Genomic DNA, 21058 nt, shown 5'->3' on the forward strand with positions numbered 1-21058 from the left:
CCTGTACCCAGCCTCAGGCGCGGAGTTATGGCTGCACTTTCGGCGGGCTGTGCCGGTGCTGTGACCGCTGGCCGCCGCTCACGCCCGGGCGATGACCTCGCCGTTGGGAATCAGGAACCAGCCGTCGTCGGTGGAGCCCCACCGGTGCCAGCCCGCGGAAATCCGGGCCAGGTCCGCCTCGCTGGCCAGGCCGTACTCGAGCGCCTGGTCGGCAAAGGACGAATGCAGCACCCGCTCGCCCCACACCCGGGCCTGCCACCGCCGCTCATGCCCAGTGGCGTAGAGCCAGTTGCTGCTGGACGGCGCCACATCCGTGAAGCCGGCGGCCTGCGCCCAGGACACGAGCCGGCGGCCGGCGTCGGGCTCGGCGCCATTGCGACGGGCGATTCGCTGGTAGAGCTCCATCCAGTCGTCGAGCTCGGGGATGGCCGGGTACCAGCTCATGCCGTGGAAGTCGGCGTCGCGCACCGCCACAATCCCGCCTGCCTTGGCCGCCCGGCGCATCTCCCGCAGCGCCGCGACCGGGTCCGTGAGGTGCTGGAGGACCTGATGGGCGTGGACGACGTCGAAGGATTCGTCCGGGAAGTCGAGGTCGTAGATGTTGCCGGCGGCAAAGCCGACATTGTCCACGCCGCGCTCGACGGCGAGGGCCGCGGCCTGGGCGATGATGTCGGGGGAGCGGTCCAAGCCTGTGACCCTGCCCGGCGCCACCAGCTCCGCGAAGTCGCAGGTGATGCTGCCAGGCCCACAGCCGACGTCGAGGACGGAGGTCCCGGGCATCAGATGCGGGAGCACGAACGCTGCCGAGTTTTCCGCCGTGCGGGAGGCATGGGCACGGACCACCGACTCGTGGTGGCCGTGCGTGTACACATCGTCAGGCTGCTGCGCACTCATAATGGAACGCTACCCTCCCTCGCCCGGAAAAGGGTGGACCCCCGACTGCGGGTCAGCAGGCGCGCGGCGGCAGGCAGTTTTTTGCGGGTGGCCGTCAGTTTTGCCGCTTCCGGCGCCGGTGATTCTACGGATGAATGGAGGGGTGAAAGTCAACAGAAAAAATGACGGCAGCGGCAGCGGCGCCGGCAACGGACTGGGCCTGTTCCAGGCCACCGGAATCTATGTCGGCGCGATCCTGGGCTCGGGTGTCCTGGTGCTTCCCGCCATCGCAGCCAAGGAGGCCGGCCCGGCGTCGCTCCTGGCCTGGGCCGTCCTGCTGGTGTTCTGCGTTCCCGTTGCCTTCAGCTTCGCCGAAATGAGCCGCCAGCAGCCCGACGCCGGCGGGATCGCCCACTTCGTCAAGCGTGCCTTTGGTCGCCGCGCCTCGGTGGTGGCCGGGTACCTCTTCTACTTTTCGATCCCCTTCGGCGCCCCGGCTACGGCCGTGATCGGCGGCAACTACATCGCCCACGCCGCCGGCGGCGGCCGGGACACCGCAGTCCTCGCGGCGGCGGTGATCCTGCTGGCCGCCTTCGCGAGCAACGCCGTCGGCATCAGGGTTTCCAGCCGCATGCAACTGGCGCTCATGGTGCTGCTGGTGGCACTGCTCGCGCTCGCCGTCGTGCTCGCGGCACCGCACGCCAATTCGGAAAATTTCCAGCCCTTCGCCCCGCACGGCTACTGGGCGGTCGGCGGTGCCGCGAGCCTGCTGTTCTTCTGCTTCGCCGGCTGGGAAGCCGTCTCGCACCTGGCCGGTGAGTTCCGGAACCCCGGGCGCGATCTCCGACGGGCCACGTGGCTCACGCTGATTGTGGTGGGCGCGGTCTACATTGGCGTTGTCGCCGCCTCGGTGGCCGTCCTCGGCCCGGAACTGCCCGCTACTGCGGTGCCCGTCGCGGCGTTGCTGGAGAAAGGGCTGGGCTCATTGGCGGCCCCGCTCACCGCGGTTGCGGCGGCGGTTTTGACGTTCGGCCCCATCAACACCTTCGTGGCCGGGGCCAGCCGGCTCGGGGCTGCTCTGGCGTCCGACGGCGTGCTGCCGCCCGCGCTTGCACGCGGTGCCGGGCGGGGACAGGTACCCGCCGCAAGCCTGGCAACTCTGGCCGTCCTGACCTTGCTGTCCTTCGCTGCCGCCGTCGCCGGACTCACCGACATGCAGTTCCAGATCGGCGCGGCCTCGGCGTGTTTCACGGCCGTCACCGCGTTTGGGCTGGCGGCCGGCATCCGGCTGCTGCAGCCGCGGACCGTTGCCTGGTACGGCGTAATCGTGGCGGCCGGGGTCATGGTGGCCGTCCTGATCTTCAGCGGCTGGGCGCTGGGGGTTCCGCTGGCACTGGCAGCGGCCGCCGTCGGCGTCGGCAGGCGCTTTGGCGGGACCCCAGAACAGGAAACGATGCCGGAAACGGCGCCTTCTGCACTGGCGGAGGCGCTCCCCGGTCGCCGGCCGCAAACCGCCGCCCATCCGTGACGTCCGGGCCGCGATTCAGCCGGGGCGCTGCCCCGGCGCTTGCTCCGGCCCGGGGCCGCGGGCCGCTTCCTCGCCCGCCCGGACAGTGGCATCGATCATGGAGTTCATGAACCGGGTGACGATCTCCAGTTCCTCCGGCGTGAAGTTCGCCATGGCTGCACCCATATGGCGGGCCAGCGGCAGGAACATTGCGCCGCCGTCCCGGTAGGCCTTGGGCGTCATGCGCAGCTGCACCTGGCGGCGGTCAGCGCCCTCGCGCTCACGGACCACGTGGCCGGAACTGTGGAGCCGGTCGATCAGTGCGGTGGTGGCCGGGGAGCTGAGGTTCAGCTCTTTCCTCAGCACCCCTGGAGTGACAATCTGGTCCCGCGCCGCGTGCCGCATGATGACGGCGAGGGCGTTGAGGTCCGTGCGGTGCATGTCATTGCGGCCGCCGGCGGAGTCCACATAGCGGTTGGCTTCGAGGGTGAATTCCTGCAGGAGCCGGACGAGGGGCGGCGGACCGGCGGCTTCGGGCGGGACTGTGTTCCTGGGCGAGGCCGCGTCTTCGGATAGGCCCGGGGATTCGGCTGACACGGCGGACCTCCTTCGTCCCTTGATCCTGCCCCGGCGGTCTGACCGCGGCAGGTCGGCGCTGTCGACGGCGCCTTCGGGAGTCTACTGCAGGGTCTGCGCAGCGGCCTGACGCCGGCTGTCTCTATTCTCCTCCGGTGCCCCGGCCGATGGGTTATCTCTATGATGGAGATAGTCTACTATGGAGTTGATCTCTGCTCCCACTCCGAGGCGCACCCTGGAAGGAAACATGAAAACGACTTCGTCCGCGGCGACCCGTGTCCCGTTCTGGCTGCGCTGGCTGGTCCCCGCAGTGCTCGTCCTGGCCTGGCTGGCCATCGCCGGCGTCGGCGGCCCTACATTCGGCCGCCTGAGCGAGGTGTCATCCAATGACCAGGCATCGTTCCTTCCCGCCGGAGCCGAGGCCACCGAGGCCGCGGACTGGCAGGCCAAGTTCAGGGACTCCAAGGAGATCCCGGCAGTGATCGTGGTTGAGAGTGACTCCGCTTTCACTCCGGCCCAGCTCCGCGAGACCGCGGCCCTCAAGGGCAAGCTGGAGGCCCTGCAGGCCGGGAGCACGGTGATCGGTCCCATCCCCTCCGAGGACGCCAAGGCAGTCCAGTTCGTGGTGCCCATTGCTTCCTCGGCGGAAGTGAAAACGGTGGTCAAAGAACTGCGCAACGAGGTCCGGGCGTCCGCGCCGGCCGGAATGCAGACCTTCGTCACCGGACCGGCCGGGCTCACCGCGGACCTTGTGAGTGCCTTTGCCGGCATTGACGGCATCCTGCTGCTCGTGGCCCTGGGCGCCGTGTTCCTGATCCTGCTGATTGTCTACCGCTCCCTGCTGCTGCCCGTCATGGTGCTGTTCACCTCGGTCTTCGCGCTGTGCGCCGCGATCCTGCTGGTGTTCGGCATGGCCAAGGCCGGTTGGATCCAGTTGAACGGCCAGAGCCAGGGCATTTTGTCCATCCTGGTCATCGGCGCAGCCACCGACTACGCACTGCTGTATGTGGCCCGGTTCCGCGAAGCCCTGACCCACACCACCAACCGGACGGCCGCCGCCGTCACCGCATGGAAGGCGGCCTGGGAACCGATCCTGGCCTCTGGCGCCACCGTAATCATCGCGCTGCTTTGCCTGCTGTTCTCCGACCTCAACTCCAACAAGGCCCTCGGCCCGGTGGCGGCGGCGGGCATCCTCTGCGCGCTCTTCGCCGCCCTGACCCTGCTGCCGGCCCTGATGGCACTGCTGGGCCGGGCCGCGTTCTGGCCGTTCAGGCCCAAGCTGCTCCCGGAAACCGATCGGGAACCGGAACTGGTCACCGGCCTCGAGGGCCAGAAGGGACTCTGGCGGGCCACCGGTTCGCTCGTATCCCGCCGGCCGCGCACGGTCTGGGTCGCCTCGGTGCTGCTGCTCCTGGTAGCCGCTACCGGCGTCCTGCAGCTTAAAGCCAACGGCGTCGCCCAGACCGACGTCATCCTCACCGCCTCCAACGCCGTCGACGGGCAGGATGCCCTGGGCCGGCACTTCGACGCCGGGTCCGGCAGCCCCGCGGTGATCGTGGCCGACGAGGCAAACGCCCAAGAGGTTCTGGCGAAACTGCAGACCAGCGACGGCGTCGGAGACGCCTATCTGCTGGCCGAAGGCGGCGCCCCAGTCATCACCGGCGCCCCGGGCGCACCGGCTGCCCCCGCAATCAGGGACGGGAAGGTCCTGATCAACGCGACGCTGAACCACGCCGCGGACTCCGCCGAGGCCGAAAACGCCGTGGTGTCGCTCCGCCAGGACCTGAAGAAGATAGACAGCGGCGTGCTGGTCGGCGGTGTGACGGCCACGGCGCTGGATACCAACACCACTGCCCAGCGCGACCTCGTCACCATCATCCCGGTGGTCCTGGGCGTCATCCTGGTCATCCTCATGCTGCTGCTGCGCTCGGTGCTCGCGCCGGTCCTGCTGGTCGCCTCCGTGGTGCTGTCCTATGCCGCGGCGATGGGCGTCTCCGCCTTCGTGTTCAACAATGTCTTCGGCTTCCCGGGCGCGGACGCGACGGTGCCCCTGTTCGGCTTCGTCTTCCTCGTGGCACTGGGCGTCGACTACAACATCTTCCTGATGAGCCGGGTCCGGGAGGAATCCCTCAAGCACGGCACCCGGGCCGGCATCCTGCGCGGCCTCGTAGTGACAGGCGGGGTCATCACCTCTGCCGGGGTGGTCCTGGCGGCCACGTTCGCGGCCCTCGGCGTCATCCCGATCATGTTCCTGGTCCAGCTCGCCTTCATCGTCGCGTTCGGCGTCCTGCTGGACACGGTGCTGGTCCGTTCCCTGCTGGTGCCCGCGCTGGCCTACGACATCGGCCCGCGGCTTTGGTGGCCCGGCAAGCTCGGCCGGCCCGGGAGCGGGGCCGTGGCCGGCGATGGCGCCCGGGCCACGCTGCCCGCCGAAAATCCGAAGGCAGATCCGGCTGAAAACGAGGAGGCCGGGGTCCGCTAGGCGGAACCGAAGACCGCAGCCGCCGTCACTGTCCCTGGTCCCCCCACCAGGCGACGGTGGCGGCGGCTGCCTCGTCCAGCGGGGTCGGTGTCAGCCCCAGGGCAGCCTGGCTCGCCATGGAATCCGTGACGAAGGGGTGCCCGGGCGCCGGCCGCCTTGGCGAATGCCCCCGCGATCTCGCGCTGGGTCAGTGCAGGTCCGGTGGGCGCATGCCATACCCGGTTCCACACCTGAGGCCTGTCAGCCGCCGCAATCATGGCGGCCGCGAGGTCCGGAACGTACGTGAAGGAATGCGGCTGGTCCGCCCGCCCGATCACCTGCATTGGCTTGCCGGCCGCGACGGGCCGGACCATGCGCTCGCCGGCGTGCGAGTTGCGGACCCGCGGCCCGAAGAAATCGCCGGCCACCATGCTCACGGTGGCGGTGGGGGAGGCCGCCCGGGCTGCGAGCAGTGCGGTCCGGACTCCGCGCTTGCCGCCCTGCGCCTGCCGGGGGCTGTCCTCGGTCATGATGTTTTCCGGGGTGCTGTAGGAGTACAGGCTTTCCGGGAAGACCACGACGGCGCCCGCTGCGCCCGCCGCGGCGAGCACATTCAGCTCGGCGGCCGGGAGTTCCCTGGCCCACACCTCGGCGTTGTACCGCGAGCCGTGGATGCAGTGAAAAACGGCCGCGGCGCCCTGGAAGGCCTCGCCGAGCCGGGCGGGCTCGGACACGTCGATCGACACTCGTTCCACCAGCGTGTGGGCGGGTCCGCTGCCGGACCTTGTCAGGAGGCGCACCCGGTGTCCCGCCGCTGCCAACTGTTCGGAGACGGTCCAGCCCACCGGCCCGGCCCCTGTGACGACGTGGAGCCTGGACGGTTGGTGCCCGGAGGGTGCAGGTTGGGACATTCCGATCTCCTTTTCAAATAACGAGAGCAGCGCTCTCCCATTCAGGATGCGACGCCGCTGCCGACAAGTCAAGAGCAGTGCTCACATTTGTTGACAGTGCTCTTGGATGTGGAATGCTGGACTCATGCCAGAGGACAGGATTGCGGGCGCGACAGACTCCGGCGTTGCGGCCGGCCCGGCCGGAGCGGCCCCGGCGGCGGTGCGCCTGCGCACCCCGCGCGACCGTGCCCGCGCCCAGACGGAGGCCGATATCGTCCGCCTGGGCCGGGAGCATCTGGCGCTGCACGGGGCCGCCGCGCTGTCCCTCCGTGCCGTGGCCCGTGATCTCGGGGTCGTCTCTTCGGCGGTCTACCGCTACGTGGAGAGCCGCGAGGAGCTGCTGACCCTTCTGCTGATTGATGCGTACAACGAACTTGGCGATGCGGTGGATGCCGCCGTCGGGGCCGTGCCGGAGGAAGACTTCGGCGGGCGCTTCGCGGCGCTGGGCGGCGCGGTGCGGGACTGGGCGCTGCGCGAGCCATCGCGCTACGCCCTGCTCTTTGGCAGTCCGGTGCCCGGTTACCGGGCCCCGGCGGAGCGGACCACCGGCCCCGGGACGAGGGTGATTACGGCCTTAATTGGAATCCTCGACGGCGCCTTCCGGGCCGGGCGGCTCGCCGCGACCGGCCGGCGGGGTCCTGCCATGGCCGCCGGACTGGCGGGGGACCTGGCGAAAATCCGCGCCGAGTTCGGCCTGGCGGTGCCGGATGACCTCCTGGCCCGCGGCGCACTGGCCTGGACCTCACTCTTCGGCGCCGTCAGTTTCGAGGTTTTCGGCCAGTACGGCCCAGGCACGTTCACTGCCCGGGAGGAGCTCTTCGGCCACCACCTCGCGGTGCTGGCCGACGTCGCGGGCCTGCCGGCGGCCGGCGCTGCCCGGTAAAGCAGGTTCCCCTGTTGCCCTGCCGTGGCGCTCGATAGACTGCCCCTGCGCCCGCACGGGCGCGCCAGATGCGTCCAGGAAGGATCCATCCATGTCTGAAGAGACCAGGCCTGAAGAGAACAGGCCGGCAGGGAACACGCCTGAAGAGAATGTCCCCGGAGAAGCGGCGCCGCGGAACGTCGATGCCGGTCCCGCGGAAGTTGAGGCAGAGGCCGCGGCACCTGAGGGGCAATACGTTGAGGGCGACTACGGCTCCGCCGGCACGGCCGGCCAACTCCCGCCCACCGCCGTCGAGGGGGAGTACGCGGCGGGGGACTATGGCGAGGCCGGCGTGGCCGGAGCTGCCGTCGTCGGCGACGTGGAAGGCGACTATCCCGAGGGCGACTACGGCGAGGGCGGGGTCTCAGGTGAGCCCGCCGGCGTCGCCGGTGAGTCGGCCGGCGTCGCCGAGGAAGGTGAATACCCCGAAGGTGACTACGGGAGCGCCGGTACGTCCCGTCCCGAGCGATCCGCCCGGCCTGCAACGGGAGAGCCTGCCGACGGCGACGCCGCTCGGGGCGACAACTAACGAGACCAAAGCTGGCGGGACCAGCCGGCGCGGGTGCCGGCTGGTCCCCTGCCATGGTCTGCGCCCCTGCGCCCAGGGTGCAGGTTCGCGCAGGGCGAAACGCCGCCCGGGACGCGCCGGAAGGGCTGGATTGAGGGGAATTTAGGCGGCGGGGAGCTGCCGCGGGCGGGACTGGAAAAGCAAAGTTGAGTCGACTTCGCTCAACTTGAAATTGACTTATGTCTCCCTCTGGGTAAAGTTGAGTGTAGATCGCTCAATAACGGTCGGACCCGTTGCGGTTAGAGCCCTTGCGGTTAGAGCCACTGCGGGTCCGCGGCCATCTCCGCAAGATTCCTAGGAAGTAAGGAAACAATCCATGTCACGTGCAGTAGGTATTGACCTCGGAACCACTAACTCCGTCGTCTCCGTTCTCGAAGGTGGCGAGCCCACCGTCATTGCCAACGCCGAGGGTGGACGCACCACGCCGTCGGTTGTTGCCTTCTCCAAGTCCGGCGAGGTCCTGGTCGGCGAGATCGCCAAGCGCCAGGCCGTCAACAACATTGACCGCACCATCGCGTCCGTCAAGCGCCACATGGGCACTGACTGGACCGTCGCCATTGACGACAAGAAGTACACGGCGCAGGAAATTTCCGCCCGTATCCTCATGAAGCTTAAGAACGACGCCGAGTCCTACCTCGGTGAAAAGGTCACCGACGCCGTAGTCACCGTGCCGGCCTACTTCAACGACGCCCAGCGCCAGGCCACCAAGGAGGCTGGAGAAATCGCCGGCCTGAACGTCCTGCGCATCGTCAACGAGCCCACCGCGGCCGCCCTGGCCTACGGTCTGGACAAGGGCAAGGAAGACGAACTCATCCTGGTCTTCGACCTCGGCGGCGGAACCTTCGACGTCTCCCTCCTGGAGGTCGGCAAGGATGAGGACAACTTCTCCACCATCCAGGTCCGCGCCACCGCCGGTGACAACCACCTCGGCGGCGACGACTGGGACCAGCGCGTCGTTGAATACCTGCTGAACCAGCTCAAGGTCAAGGGCATCGACCTCACGAAGGACAAGATCGCCCTGCAGCGTCTCCGCGAAGCCGCGGAGCAGGCCAAGAAGGAACTCTCCTCCTCCTCCAGCACCAACGTTTCCCTCCAGTACCTGTCCGTCACCCCCGACGGCCCGGTCCACCTGGACGAGCAGCTGACCCGCGCCAAGTTCCAGGACCTCACCAAGGACCTGCTGGACCGCACCAAGAAGCCGTTCCAGGACGTCATCAAGGAAGCCGGCATCAAGCTCTCCGAGATCGACCACATCGTGCTCGTCGGCGGTTCCACCCGCATGCCGGCCGTCTACGACCTCGTCAAGGAACTGGCCGGCGGCAAGGAGCCCAACAAGGGCGTCAACCCCGATGAGGTCGTCGCCGTCGGCGCCGCCCTGCAGGCCGGTGTCCTCAAGGGCGAGCGCAAGGACGTGCTGCTGATCGACGTCACCCCGTTGTCCCTTGGCATCGAAACCAAGGGCGGCATCATGACGCACCTGATCGAGCGCAACACCGCCATCCCGACCAAGCGGAGCGAAACCTTCACCACCGCGGATGACAACCAGCCGTCCGTGGCCATCCAGGTCTTCCAGGGCGAGCGCGAGTTCACCCGCGACAACAAGCCGCTGGGCACCTTCGAACTGACCGGCATCGCGCCGGCCCCCCGCGGCGTTCCGCAGGTCGAGGTCACCTTCGACATCGACGCCAACGGCATCGTGCACGTTTCGGCGAAGGACAAGGGCACCGGCAAGGAACAGTCCATGACCATCACCGGCGGCACCGCGCTGTCCAAGGAAGACATCGACCGCATGGTCCACGACGCCGAAGAGCACGCAGCCGAGGACAAGGCCCGCCGCGAGGCAACCGACACCCGCAACACGGCCGAGCAGCTCGCCTACTCCGTGGACAAGCTGATCGCTGACAACGCCGACAAGCTGCCCGAAGAGGTCAAGACCGAGGTCAAGGCCGACGTCGACGCGCTCAAGAAGGCCCTCGAAGGCACCGATGACGCCGCCGTGAAGACCGCGTTCGAGAAGCTGCAGGCTTCCCAGAGCAAGCTCGGCGAAGCCATCTATGCCCACGCCGGATCCCCCGACGGCGCCACCGGCGCGGAGGGTGCCCCCGCAGGCGAGCAGGCAGCCGGTTCCGATGAGGACATCGTCGACGCCGAAATCGTTGACGAAGACGAGAAGAAGTAATCATGCCGCACCACGGTAACGAAGAAGAGCACGGTTCTTCCGAGAGCCGGCGCGACGCGGAACAGCAGGAGAACGAGCCGCAGAAGCCGGTGATCCACGACAACCGCAAGGTTGATCCGAAGACCGGCCAGGCCCGCCACCCCGGCCAGGATCACGCCGCTGCCGCGGCAGACTCCGGGGACGCCCTGTCCCAGGCAGAGGACATCCTCAACAGTGTTGAGGTGCCCGCCGCGGAATCTGTAGCCCAGGGCGTTGACGCGGCCGCGGCGGAGGAGCTCAGGAATGACCTCCGCCGGCTGCAGGCCGAGTACGTCAACTACCGCAAGCGCGTCGAACGCGACCGGGCCGTGGCGGGGGAGATGGCCGTCATCGGCGTCCTGAACTCCCTGCTCCCGGTGCTGGACGACGTCGACGCCGCCCGCCAGCACGGCGACCTCGCGGACGGCCCCTTCGCCGCGATCGCCGCCAAACTGGAGGCTGCGCTGAAGACGTACGGACTGGTCCGCATCGATGAGACCGGCGTGGAGTTCGATCCGACCATCCACGAGGCCCTCATCCAGCAGCCCGGCACGGATATCGAAATCGACACCGTCAGCCAGGTGCTGCGCTCGGGCTACAAGTCCGGCGACCGTGTCCTCCGCGCGGCCCAGGTGATCGTGGCGGTACCGGCGTAGGTTGCCTCTGGCGCTCCGCCGGATAGGGGGCGGTGCCCGCTTCGCGGTGCCCTCCACACCGCCGCCCCCTATCCGGCCTCCGCGCCAGCGTGTTGCTCGCCTAAAGTGAGTTGAGAAACAGCGCGAAGCAGATGATGGGCCCCGGGAGTGGCATCGGGCCTGTCGGAGCGTGGTGGCTTGGTCCGTCAGGACCAGGCCACCACGCGAAGGGGCGGGGGCCCATCATCTGCGAAACGCACTCTGCACGACTTTTGAAAGGAAACGCCATTGGCTAGCCAGGACTGGGTGGACAAGGACTTCTACAAGATCCTTGGTGTCGCCAAGGACGCTTCCGACGCCGACATCAAGAAGGCCTACCGCAAACTTGCCCGGCAACACCACCCGGACACCAACGCGGGGAACGTCGCGTCGGAGAAGAAGTTCAAGGACATCTCCGAGGCGTATTCCGTGCTCTCGGACCCCGATGAGCGCCAGCAGTACGACGCCATCCGGGCCATGGGCGGCGGCGCACGCTTTGCCCCTGGCGGAAGCGGCGGGGCCGGCGGCGGAGCTGGCTTCGAGGACCTCTTCGGCGGCCTCTTTACCGGCGGCGGAGGCCGCCACTCCGGCGGCTACAGCACGGCCGGCGGCATTCCGCCCGAGTTCGCAGATCTCTTCGGCGGCGGCGGATTCGGCGGCGGGGGCCAGTCCTTCCAACGGGCTCCGCAGAAGGGCTCGGACCGCACCGCGTCGACCTCGATCTCATTCGGCGGATCCATCCGCGGCACCACGATCGGCCTGCGTGAACCGGACGGCGAGATCATCGACGTCCGCATCCCGGCCGGCATCAAGGACGGACAAAAGGTCCGCGTCCGCGGCAAGGGGCAGTACGCCCCCGCCGGCAACGGCGACCTCATGGTCACCGTCTCGGTAAAGCCGCACGAATTCTACGTCCGCGACGGCGACAACCTCCGGATCCACGTCCCGGTCTCCTTCCCGGAGGCGGCCCTGGGCGCCGACATCGAGGTTCCGACGATCGACGGCGACACGGTCAAGGTCAGGGTGCCGGCAGGGACGCCCTCGGGCAGGACCCTGCGTGTCAAGGGCCGCGGCGTCAAGCACGCCAAAGCCACCGGCGATCTGCTGGTGACGATCGACGTCGCTGTTCCACGGAAGCTGAACAAGGAAGCGGAGGAGGCCGTGAAGGCCTTCGCCACGGCCACCGCCAATGAGGACGTCCGCGCGGGCCTGACAGCCAAGGCCCGGCTCTAGGAACGGGATCCAGCCATGGCCATCGACTTCGACCAGCCGATCTTCGTCATCTCCGTTGCCGCGGAACTGGCGGACATGCACCCGCAGACGCTGCGCCAGTACGACCGTCTGGGCATCGTTTCGCCCAGCCGTGCCCCGGGCAAGTCGCGGCGTTACTCGCAGCGGGATGTGAACATGCTCCGCGAGGTCCAGCGGCTCTCCCAGGAGGGGGTCTCGCTCGAGGGTATCAAGCGGATCCTGCAGCTGGAGAACCAGGTGGCCGCCCTGCAGCGCCGGGTCGGCGAACTGACTGAGGAGCTGGGCCGGCGCCGCCAAGGGGCCGATTCGCGGATCTTCGCCGCAGGAACCGCCGGCGACGTCGTCAGCCTGGCCCGCGGCAAGCGTCCGCAGGCGCGGTCGCAGGCGCTGGTGGTGTGGCGGCCGAGGGGCATGGGCTAGGACTCATCGGCCAGGACACGCAGCTGTGCCCGGGACCAGTGGTCCCGGGCACAGCTGTTGTTGCGTCCTGTTGTTGCGTCCTGTTGTTCCGTCCCGTGGGGGGCTGCCGTGGCCTACTTGCTGGCGGCGATGAGCTGGTCGACGGCGGCGCGTTCGCTGTTTCCCCAGGTTTCCCTGGTGAGCAGGGCGGGGATGAGTCCGATGGCTCCGCAGGCCATGTAGACGATTGCCACGCCGCTCCAGCTCCAGGCCGCGGCCGTGGCTGCTGCGATGAGGGGGATGAAGCCGGAGATTGCGGCCGAGAACTGGTATCCGATGGATGCCCCGGAGGTCCGGGTGTTGGCGGGGGACAGCTCGGAGAACCAGGCGCCCTGGGCGCCGGCGAGCATGTCGCGCAGGATCGGCAACCCGATGATATATACGAGGATCACCATGAACGGGACGCCCGTGTTGACCACATTCTTGATGACGGTCAGGAGCGGATTCTTGACGAGTTCGCCCTTGGCTTGGTGCCGGGCAGGTGTGCCGACCAGGAGCCACGGAGCAAGAAGTCTGTTTTTTGCCCGATCAGCCGGCCGGCGGGCTGTGGAGCGAATCCGCCGGGGCAAGTAGCGGCAGGAGCGAACCGAGTACACCGGAACGCAATCAGGTACCCGACCATCCGATAGTCGGGTACCTCATTTGCGTGACTTCATGCCCATTCCGCGCGTTGAATTGGAGTGTCAGAAAAGGCTGGCATGACACGCCTACAGCTCCTACGGGAAGCCCGGGCGCGGAGCCAGCGCAGGAGCAGCGTAGACGCCGGGGGGCATCGCATGCATGATTCAACCGAGTATGATCCGTCCACTGCCGATTCTTCACGGCCGGCTGCTTTGACGGGCACGCCGTGAGCCCGGGGCTCCAGGCGGCCGTGCTGTTTGCCGGCTCCCTGCCGGGGCACATCCTGATGTCCCTGGGGCAGGCCCTGGTGGTCGTCTGCCTGTGCTTCGACTTCGTACGCGCGGTCTCCGTGCCGCGATCCCGCAGCCGGTACGTCGCCAACACGTGGTTCCGGACACTTGCGCTGCCTTCCATCCTGGTCATGGCGATCAGCGTGCTCCTCGATGCCGCCTCCGGCTCTTGGCCCGAGGTCGCGGCCGGGGTGTTCGTCATGGTCGCTGTGATCTTCCGGTGGCACTATGGCAGCGACGAGGACAGCTGGTGGAAGGGCAAAGGCAAGGCCCTGGGCCGTTGGCTCCGGAACCGGGCAGCCTCCGGGTCCCTGGTTGCTCCGGCCACGGCCTGAAAAAGACCTTGCTGTCCGGGCGTCCCAGGGTGTCCAATCCTTAACACAAGGCCCTGCAGGGCACGAGTGGATGCGACGCCGGGAGGTTCTCATGCCATCGAAAGGCGCCAAGACGCAGTCAAGGGGACCGGTCCGGGGTACGTCTGACCTCCGGCGGGCAGACGCCAACGGCGTCGCGCCGCCGGAACAGCCGGACAAGGTCCGCAATGTGGCACTCGTGGGGCATTCCGGTTCCGGAAAAACGATGCTCACCGAGGCACTGCTTGCCGCCACCGGAGCCATCACCCGCAAGGGCTCGATCGCCGAGGGCACTACGGTGAGCGACTCGGATCCTTCCGCCATCGCGCAGCAGCGCTCCGTGGCGCTCGCGGTGGTGCCGGTGATGGTGGGGGACATCAAGGTCAACCTCCTGGACACTCCGGGCTATACGGATTTCATCGGCGAGCTGAGGGCAGGGCTCCGGGCGGCGGATGCGGCGCTGTTCGTCGTCTCGGCCACCGACGATGTCGACGCAGCGACCACGGCGCTTTGGAGCGAGTGCCAGCGGCTCGGGATGCCGCGGGCCGTGGTCATCAGCCGCCTGGACCATCCGCGCGCGGATTTCGACGCCGCCATCGCCCGCTGCCGCCTGGCATTCGGCGACTCCATCCTTCCGCTCTACCTGCCGGTCCCCGCCGACGGTCCCGTCACCGGGCTGCTGGGACTGCTGACCGGCACGGTCTCCGACTACAGTGATGCGGAACCGGCGCCGGCCACCCGGGCCGCGACTGGCGTCGAACTCGCCGCCGCGGAGTCCGCACGGGGCGCGCTGATCGAAGGGATCATTGCCGAGAGCGAAGACGAGACGCTCATGGACCGCTACCTCGGAGGCGAGGAAATCGCCCCCGACGTCCTGATCACCGATCTTGAGACGGCGGTGGCCCGCGGGTCCTTCCATCCGGTGCTGCCGGCCTCGGCGGAGTCCGGACTCGGCCTGTCGGAACTGCTCGAGGTCCTGGTGCGTGCGTTTCCGACGCCGGGGGAGCGCGACGTCCCCGCAGCGACCGACCTCGACGGGGTGCCCGCCGGGGCGCTCGGCTGCGACCCCGACGGCCCGCTGCTCGGTGAAGTGGTCCGTACGACGATCGACCCGTTCCTTGGCCGCGTCTGCCTGGTGCGCGTCTTCTCCGGCGTGGTGCGGGAGGACGCCGCCATCCATGTGGGCGGCCGCGGAATGGCCGACCGCGGCCACGAGGACCACGACAGCGACGAGCGGGTCACCCACCTCTACTCGCCGCTGGGATCAGGACTGCGGCCAGTGCCGTTCTGCGTCGCGGGGGATATCTGCGCGCTGACCAAGCTGGGCACCGCCGAGACCGGCGACACGATTTCGGCCAAGGAGCTGCCGCTGCTGGTGGCCGCCTGGGACATGCCGGACCCGCTTATGCCGGTCGCCATCGAAGCCGCCACGCACGGCGACGAGGACGCCTTGGCCAGGAACCTGGGGAAGGTCACGGCCGGGGACCCGACGCTGCGGGTGGAACGCAACTCCGAAACCCACCAGCTGATCCTGTGGTGCATGGGCGAGGCGCACGCCGACGTCGTCTTGGGCAGGCTGCGGGACCAGGGCGTGAACCTGCAGAGCGTCCCGGTCATCACGCCGCTGCGGGAGACGTTTGCCGCGCCGGCCGCCGGGCACGGGCGCTACGTCAAACAATCCGGCGGCCACGGCCAGTACGCGGTGTGCGACATCGAGGTGGAACCGCTTGACCGTGGCGGCGGGTTCGAGTTTGTCGACAAGACCGTTGGCGGCGTGATTCCCGGGCCGTTCATCACCTCGGTGGAAAAGGGCGTGCGGGCCCAGATGCAGAAAGGCGTCTCGGCCGGGTTCCCGGTAGTGGATATCAAGGTAACGCTGATCGGCGGCAAGACGCACAGCGTGGATTCCTCCGATGCTGCCTTCCAGGCGGCCGGGGCGCTGGCTCTCCGGGAGGCGGCCGGGGCAACCCGCATCCAGTTCCTGGAACCGGTCTCGTCCGTGACCATCAGCGTTTCGGAGGACCATGTGGGCGCCGTGATGAGCGACTTGTCCTCCCGGCGGGCACGCCTGACCGGAACCACCTCCGCCGGCGCCGACGGCACCGAGATCAGCGCCGAGGTGCCGGACCAGGAACTGTTGCGGTACGCGGTGGAGTTGCGGGCCCTGACCGCCGGCAGCGGCCGGTTCCGGCGCAGCTACCTGCGGCACGAACCAGTGCCGCAGGCGCTGCGCTGATGGCCCCTGCTAAATGCAGCGTCAGCCGTTGATGACCTGCGGAACGCCGAGGGCCTTGAGGCCTTCGACACCGAATTCGAGTCCGTAGCCGGACTGCTTCGCGCCACCGAACGGGATGCGGGGGTCCACGGCGCCGTGCTTGTTGATCCAGACGGTGCCGGCCTCGAGCCGGGCCGCCACCTTGCGGGCTTCGGCGGGGTCGGAGGACCAGACCGAGGCGCCGAGGCCGACGTCGACGGCGTTGGCCATTACGATGGCCTCGTCCACGGTGCCGTAGCGGATGATCGGCAGGGCGGGGCCGAACTGCTCCTCCGCGACCAGCGGGTTGCTGTTGGCGATGTCCGCGACCAGGGTGGCGGGGTAGAAGTTCCCGGGCTGGTCGTTCTCCGGGTTGCCGCCGAGCAGGATCCTGGCGCCGGAGTCGCGGGCTGCCCCGACGAGGCCGGCGACGATGTCGAACTGCTGGCGGTTCTGCAGCGGGCCCAGGACGTTGGCCTCGTCGAGTCCGTTGCCCATGGGCATGGCCCGGGCGACGGTGGTGAGTTCCTCGCAGACGGCGTCATAGATGTCGGCGTGGACGTAGAGGCGCTTGAGCGCCGCGCAGGTCTGGCCGGTGTTGATGAAGGCGCCCCAGAACAGGCCCTCGGCGATCGCCTTCGGGTCGGCGTCGGGCAGGACAATGCCGGCGTCGTTGCCGCCGAGCTCCAGGGTGAGGCGTTTGACGGTGTCGGCGGAGGATTTGATGATGGCCTTGCCGGTGGCGGTGGAGCCGGTGAACATGATCTTGCCGATCGTGGGGTGTCCGGCCAGGGCCTCGCCCACGTCACGGCCGCCGGAGACCGCCGTGAGGAGGCCTTCGGGGAGTTCCTGGTTGAGGACTTCGACGAGGGCAAGGACGGACAGCGGGGTGTATTCGGACGGCTTGATGACGACGGCGTTGCCCATGCGCAGGGCTGGGGCGAGCTGCCAGACGGTGATCATCATGGGCCAGTTCCAGGGGCCGATCGCGCCGACGACGCCGATGGGCCGGTAGTGCAGTTCGGCGCGGGTTTCGCCGTCGTCCACCACGGTTTCGGGGTCCAGGGGCGTGCCGGCGGCGACGCGGAGCCAGGCGGCGCAGGCGCCGACCTCAAAGCGGGCGTTCGGGCCGTTCAGCGGTTTGCCCTGCTCGCGGGAGAGCAGGCGGGCGAGTTCCTCGGCGGAGCGTTCGACGGCGTCGGCGGCCTTGAGCAGCGCGGCGGACCGGGCGTCGTGGCCCAGTGCAGCCCAGGCCGGCTGCGCGGCGGCTGCGGCGGCGATGGCGGCTTCGAGGTCCTGAACGGTGTGGACCGGTGCTTCGCCGACCGGCTGTCCGGTGGCCGGGTCAAAGATCGTGCGGGTTTCCCCGGCCACCGGGGTGATCGAGGCGAGTAGGGCGTCGTAGGTTTCCATGGGGGTACTCCACATCGAGTAGGTCAGAGAACGCGGCCGGTGCGGCCTAAGAGTGCTGTTTCAAGCGTGCTCCGGCGAGGGGCCGAGGGGCTTGTCTATCCGCGAAGAGCTGTTGTGCGGGAGCGAACGGAACACCGAAAGCAATTTCCCGAGGCTGCGGACCGGAGGGCGTCCGGCCGGCCGTGCAGGCGGCGACGGCCCTGGTGCTGACTACGCTCAGGAACAACAACCGGTCGCTCAGCGACAAAAGCGTGACGGGCGCCACCTGCCATGCTGGATTTCACGGTGCAACGCACCCCCATTTCCCAGACCGCCGTTCCCCAGACTCATGACCGTTAAGAAGGATCCGATGAGTATTTCAAATTCAGATTCCCGGACCGCAGAATCCAGCCCCCGCACGGAGCACTCCACCGCGCTGCGTGCCGGCAGCGTCGGCGTCATGGGCATTCTTTTCTTTGTTTTGTCAGCCCAGGCGCCGTTGACCGGAATCGTCGGGGCATCACCGCTGGCCGCAGCGCTCGGCAACGGCGCCGGCGCCCCCGGCGCGTATCTGGTGGTGGGCATCGTCATCGTGATCTTCGCGGTCGGCTTCGTGGCCATGAGCCGGAAGATCCAGGCCAACGGCGCCTTCTACGCCTATGTCACCGCCGCCTTCGGACGCAAGGTTGGCGCGGGAGCGGCGTGGCTCGCGCTCCTCGCGTACAGCACGGTCCAGGCCGCGATGTATGGATTGTACGGCGCGGCGTTCTCGGGCCTCCTCGGATCTGCCGGGATCGTGGTCCCTTGGTGGCTTCTGGCCGCCATCACCATGGCGGGCGTGCAGGTGCTGGGCTCCCTCAACATCGAACTCGGGGCGCGGGTCCTGGCGGTGCTCGTGGGCCTGGAGGTCGCCATCCTGCTCATGTTCGGGTTCACCGTGCTGTTGCGGGGCGGCGGGCCGGAGGGGATCAGCCTGGCGGCGTCCTTCTCTCCCGCGGCGATCGGCGCAGGCGCCCCGGGCGTTGCCATCATGTTCGCCGTCGCCTCCATGTTCGGCTTCGAATCAACGGCCATCTACTCGGCCGAGGCCAAGGACGCCCACCGCACCGTAGCCCGGGCCACGTACCTCTCGGTAGTCGTCATCGCGGTCTTCTTCTCCTTCATTTCTTGGATGCTGGTCAGCTACTACGGACCCTCGCATGTCATCGACGCCGCGGGCGCGGCCCTCGAATCGGGCGATTCCACCGCGTTCGTGCTGACGCCGATGGTGGAGCTGTTCGGGCCGTGGGCCGGAACGGTCACCGGCATGCTGCTCGTGACCTCCCTGCTGGCCGGCATCATCGCCTTCCACAACGGCATCAACCGCTACCTCCATTCGCTGGCCCTGCGCGGGTCGATGCCCCGCGGAGTGGCCCGGACCAACCGGCACAAGGCGCCCGCCGTCGCTGCACGGATCCAGACCGTGGTCGCCTTCCTGCTCGTGGCGCCGTTCGCGGTGCTGTCCCTGGATCCTGTCCTCACCCTCTTTTCCTGGTTCAGCGGGCTGGCCGTGGCCGCGCTCCTGGTGCTCTACATGCTCTGTTCGCTGGCCGTCGTCGCGTACTTCCGGCGGGAAAGGGTGCCCGGCCAGCTCTGGCAGACCGCGGTGGCACCGGTGCTCGCCACCCTGCTGCTTGGCTGGGTCCTGTCCCTCGTCATCATCAACTTCACCGCTCTGATCGGCGGCAGTGCCGAAACGGCCGTGGGCCTGCTGCTGACCGTACCCATAGTGTTTACCGCCGGTGTGCTGGTGGAAATTGCCGTGGAGGGCAGGGCCGCGCGCGCAGGGGTCACTGTCTGACGGGCGGCGGTGGGCATCAGCAGTGGAAGCAGAGGGGGCGGTGCCGGACAGATCCGGCACCGCCCCCTCTGCCTTTGTAGTTTCCGCGGCGCCGACAACGGCGGTGCTGACGACAGCAGGTGCTCTCGGCAGGGGGTGAAGGCCAGGCTCAGGCGCCGCGCCGCCAGTCACTGGGGGACTCACCGAAGGCATCCCGGAAGGAGCGGCTGAAATGGGCCGCATCCAGGAAGCCCCAGCGCGCGGCCACGGCTCCGACCGGCATTCCGGCCAGGAGCGGATCGCGCAGTTCGCGGCGCGCCCCCTCCAGCCGCTGGGTCCGGATCCAGCTCGCCACGGTGGTCCCGGATTCATGGAAGACGTTGTGCAGGTGCCGGGTGGAGATGAAATGGGCCGCCGCGATGGACGCCGGTGACAGCATTGGATCGGCCAGGTGGGCATCGATGTACTCGCGGACGGATGCCGCCAACAGGGCCTGGGGTTTCATGCGGTCGGGGGACATGTCCAGTTCCGAATGCAGCATCGTGGAGACGAGATCAAGGGCGTTGGTGGCCAGCCGCGATCCGCTGGGGCCGCTCAGCGCCTCCAGGTTCTCAGCGAGGTGGGCAATGAACGGCCCGACGATGGCGGCGAGGCCCCCGTCGGAGGCCAAACGCACGGCCGAAAGCTGTGCGATGCACTCCGGCGGCAGGGACAGTGCGTCCCAGGGAAACATCAGCACCATGAGCCGGGCGTCGCCCTCGAAGGCAAGCGTGTAGGGGCGGCTGGTGTCATAGATGGAGAGATCGCCCGGATGCAGGACTGCCTCGCGGTTGTCCTGGATGAGGAGCCCGGTGCCCTGCAGCTGGAGGTTGAGCTTGAAATAGCGCTGGTTGGACTGCGCAATCAGCGCCGGTGTGCGGTGGACCTCATGGCTTGTGGAGGAGACCTCGACGAGTGCCACGCGGTCCAGCCTGCGGGCCCGTAAGCGGCCGTGGAAGTTGTCCGCATTTGCGCTCGAGGCGGCCAGGGGAACGAAGGATTCCGCGACGAGGTGCCGCCAGTGGTCGAAGGATTCTGCCGTGCTGGTTCGGACGTCCTGTCCCGTGGGACCGAGCGGAGGGCGGGCTGCAACTGCGGTCATAGGAGATCCTGACGCCGTCGTATTTCTGGGAGTGTGTCATGGGACACAGTCCTTTCAGGGTAGCGCCGCAGCCCGCCGCTGTCATCTTTTTTCGACAACCGGAGAAAAAAGATCGCCCGGGCCCAATTACCGGGCCTGGCAGCCCAGCAGGGTCAGGAAGCCCTCCAGCTGCTCGTTCAGCCCGAGTTCCACCTGGCCTTCCGGGGCAAGTGCCGCCGCGATCTGCGCGCCGAGGAGGAGGTTGAGCAGCTGCCCGGCCAGGGCGGCGTCGCTGACGGTAGTGGTGACGGCGCCGGCGTGCCGGGCCTCGGCGAGATACTGGCGCATCGCTGCAAGCCACTGCTCCATCGAATCGCGGTGGATCCGGGCCTTGCCGGGGTCGTTGATGGCCTTCTGCCAGAACGGGATGACAATCCGGGCCTCGTTGATCCGTTCCTCATCCAACGGCAGCACCTCGACGCAAAACGACCGCAGGGCCGCCAGTCCGGCCTGCCCGGCGGTGACTCCTGCGATGCGCTCGTTGGTGCGGTTGAAGACGTGCCCGAACGCGAAGGTCAGCAGGTCATCCTTGGTGGGGAAGTAGGGCTTGAGGGCGCCGTTCGCGAAGCCTGCCTCGAGGGCAATTTCCCGCATGGTGGCACTTTCAATCCCGAGCCGGGCGATGATCCGCCACGTGGCGTCGACGAGTTCAAGCCGCCGCTGGTCGTGGTCGACAATCTTTGGCACCGGACAGCTCCCCAAATATTTTGC

Annotated in this window: 17 protein-coding genes and 1 pseudogene; 11 read left to right on the forward strand and 7 right to left on the reverse strand. The window is 68.3% G+C overall.

Annotated elements, in window-relative coordinates; all coding sequences use genetic code 11:
* Positions 1-78: 78 nt before the first annotated feature.
* Positions 79-894: a methyltransferase domain-containing protein gene (locus ARTB_RS11775; RefSeq protein ID WP_243180592.1), complete on the reverse strand. Its 816-nt coding sequence runs from the start codon at positions 892-894 to the stop codon at positions 79-81.
* 142 nt (positions 895-1036) lie between these two features.
* Here ARTB_RS11775 and ARTB_RS11780 point away from each other — a divergent pair, with 142 nt between their 5' ends.
* Positions 1037-2401 carry an APC family permease gene (locus ARTB_RS11780; RefSeq protein WP_243180593.1) on the forward strand — a complete coding sequence of 455 codons (1365 nt, stop codon included), beginning with the start codon at positions 1037-1039 and terminating at the stop codon, positions 2399-2401.
* A gap of 15 nt (positions 2402-2416) precedes the next feature.
* On the opposite strand, the gene ARTB_RS11785 is transcribed toward ARTB_RS11780, so the two are convergent.
* Entirely contained in the window at positions 2417-2977 is a 561-nt protein-coding gene (locus ARTB_RS11785; RefSeq protein ID WP_243180594.1) for a MarR family winged helix-turn-helix transcriptional regulator, read from the reverse strand.
* Positions 2978-3203: 226 nt separating this feature from the next.
* Between ARTB_RS11785 and ARTB_RS11790 the strand changes: the two genes are divergently transcribed.
* A complete protein-coding gene (locus tag ARTB_RS11790; RefSeq protein WP_243180595.1) occupies positions 3204-5438 on the forward strand; it encodes an MMPL family transporter in 2235 nt (744 codons plus the stop codon).
* Positions 5439-5463: 25 nt separating this feature from the next.
* Here ARTB_RS11790 and ARTB_RS11795 read toward each other — a convergent pair.
* Positions 5464-6328 (reverse strand): annotated as a pseudogene (locus ARTB_RS11795) (NAD-dependent epimerase/dehydratase family protein).
* A gap of 124 nt (positions 6329-6452) precedes the next feature.
* Between ARTB_RS11795 and ARTB_RS11800 the strand changes: the two are divergent.
* The 6 genes from ARTB_RS11800 to ARTB_RS11825 all read left to right on the forward strand — a co-directional run bounded on the left by ARTB_RS11800 (position 6453) and on the right by ARTB_RS11825 (position 12399).
* The gene (locus ARTB_RS11800; protein WP_243180596.1) at positions 6453-7250 is read left to right on the forward strand and encodes a TetR/AcrR family transcriptional regulator; all 798 of its coding nucleotides are present in this window, start codon (positions 6453-6455) and stop codon (positions 7248-7250) included.
* Positions 7251-7341: 91 nt separating this feature from the next.
* Entirely contained in the window at positions 7342-7818 is a 477-nt protein-coding gene (locus ARTB_RS11805) for a hypothetical protein (protein WP_243180597.1), read from the forward strand.
* Between the two features lie 355 nt (positions 7819-8173).
* Complete coding sequence (dnaK, locus tag ARTB_RS11810; RefSeq protein WP_223915273.1) at positions 8174-10036, forward strand: molecular chaperone DnaK; 1863 nt, start codon at positions 8174-8176, stop codon at positions 10034-10036.
* Between the two features lie 2 nt (positions 10037-10038).
* A complete protein-coding gene (locus ARTB_RS11815; protein ID WP_028275424.1) occupies positions 10039-10710 on the forward strand; it encodes a nucleotide exchange factor GrpE in 672 nt (223 codons plus the stop codon).
* Between the two features lie 267 nt (positions 10711-10977).
* Positions 10978-11961: a DnaJ C-terminal domain-containing protein gene (locus ARTB_RS11820; protein ID WP_243180598.1), complete on the forward strand. Its 984-nt coding sequence runs from the start codon at positions 10978-10980 to the stop codon at positions 11959-11961.
* A 15-nt stretch (positions 11962-11976) separates the two neighbouring features.
* Positions 11977-12399, forward strand: coding sequence for a heat shock protein transcriptional repressor HspR (locus ARTB_RS11825; protein WP_028275425.1), 423 nt, complete (start codon positions 11977-11979; stop codon positions 12397-12399).
* A 113-nt stretch (positions 12400-12512) separates the two neighbouring features.
* Here ARTB_RS11825 and ARTB_RS11830 read toward each other — a convergent pair whose 3' ends face one another.
* Entirely contained in the window at positions 12513-13007 is a 495-nt protein-coding gene (locus ARTB_RS11830; protein ID WP_243180599.1) for a hypothetical protein, read from the reverse strand.
* Positions 13008-13285: 278 nt separating this feature from the next.
* On the opposite strand from ARTB_RS11830, the gene ARTB_RS11835 reads away from it, so the two are divergent.
* Together ARTB_RS11835 and ARTB_RS11840 are read left to right on the forward strand one after the other, a co-directional pair.
* A complete protein-coding gene (locus ARTB_RS11835; protein ID WP_243180600.1) occupies positions 13286-13684 on the forward strand; it encodes a hypothetical protein in 399 nt (132 codons plus the stop codon).
* Between the two features lie 91 nt (positions 13685-13775).
* Positions 13776-15938, forward strand: coding sequence for an elongation factor G-like protein EF-G2 (locus ARTB_RS11840; RefSeq protein ID WP_243180601.1), 2163 nt, complete (start codon positions 13776-13778; stop codon positions 15936-15938).
* Between the two features lie 21 nt (positions 15939-15959).
* On the opposite strand, the gene ARTB_RS11845 is transcribed toward ARTB_RS11840, so the two are convergent.
* Positions 15960-17369: an aldehyde dehydrogenase family protein gene (locus ARTB_RS11845; protein ID WP_243180602.1), complete on the reverse strand. Its 1410-nt coding sequence runs from the start codon at positions 17367-17369 to the stop codon at positions 15960-15962.
* A gap of 349 nt (positions 17370-17718) precedes the next feature.
* On the opposite strand from ARTB_RS11845, the gene ARTB_RS11850 reads away from it, so the two are divergent.
* Positions 17719-19188, forward strand: a complete 1470-nt coding sequence (locus ARTB_RS11850) for an APC family permease (RefSeq protein WP_243180603.1) — start codon at positions 17719-17721, stop codon at positions 19186-19188.
* A gap of 148 nt (positions 19189-19336) precedes the next feature.
* Here the strand turns inward: ARTB_RS11850 and ARTB_RS11855 are convergent, their stop codons facing one another.
* Positions 19337-20308 carry a helix-turn-helix domain-containing protein gene (locus ARTB_RS11855; RefSeq protein WP_243180604.1) on the reverse strand — a complete coding sequence of 324 codons (972 nt, stop codon included), beginning with the start codon at positions 20306-20308 and terminating at the stop codon, positions 19337-19339.
* 126 nt (positions 20309-20434) lie between these two features.
* Positions 20435-21034, reverse strand: a complete 600-nt coding sequence (locus ARTB_RS11860) for a TetR/AcrR family transcriptional regulator (RefSeq protein ID WP_243180605.1) — start codon at positions 21032-21034, stop codon at positions 20435-20437.
* Positions 21035-21058: the final 24 nt, after the last annotated feature.

It is taken from the genome of Arthrobacter humicola (assembly GCF_022803015.1).
GTDB lineage: Bacteria > Actinomycetota > Actinomycetes > Actinomycetales > Micrococcaceae > Arthrobacter > Arthrobacter humicola_A.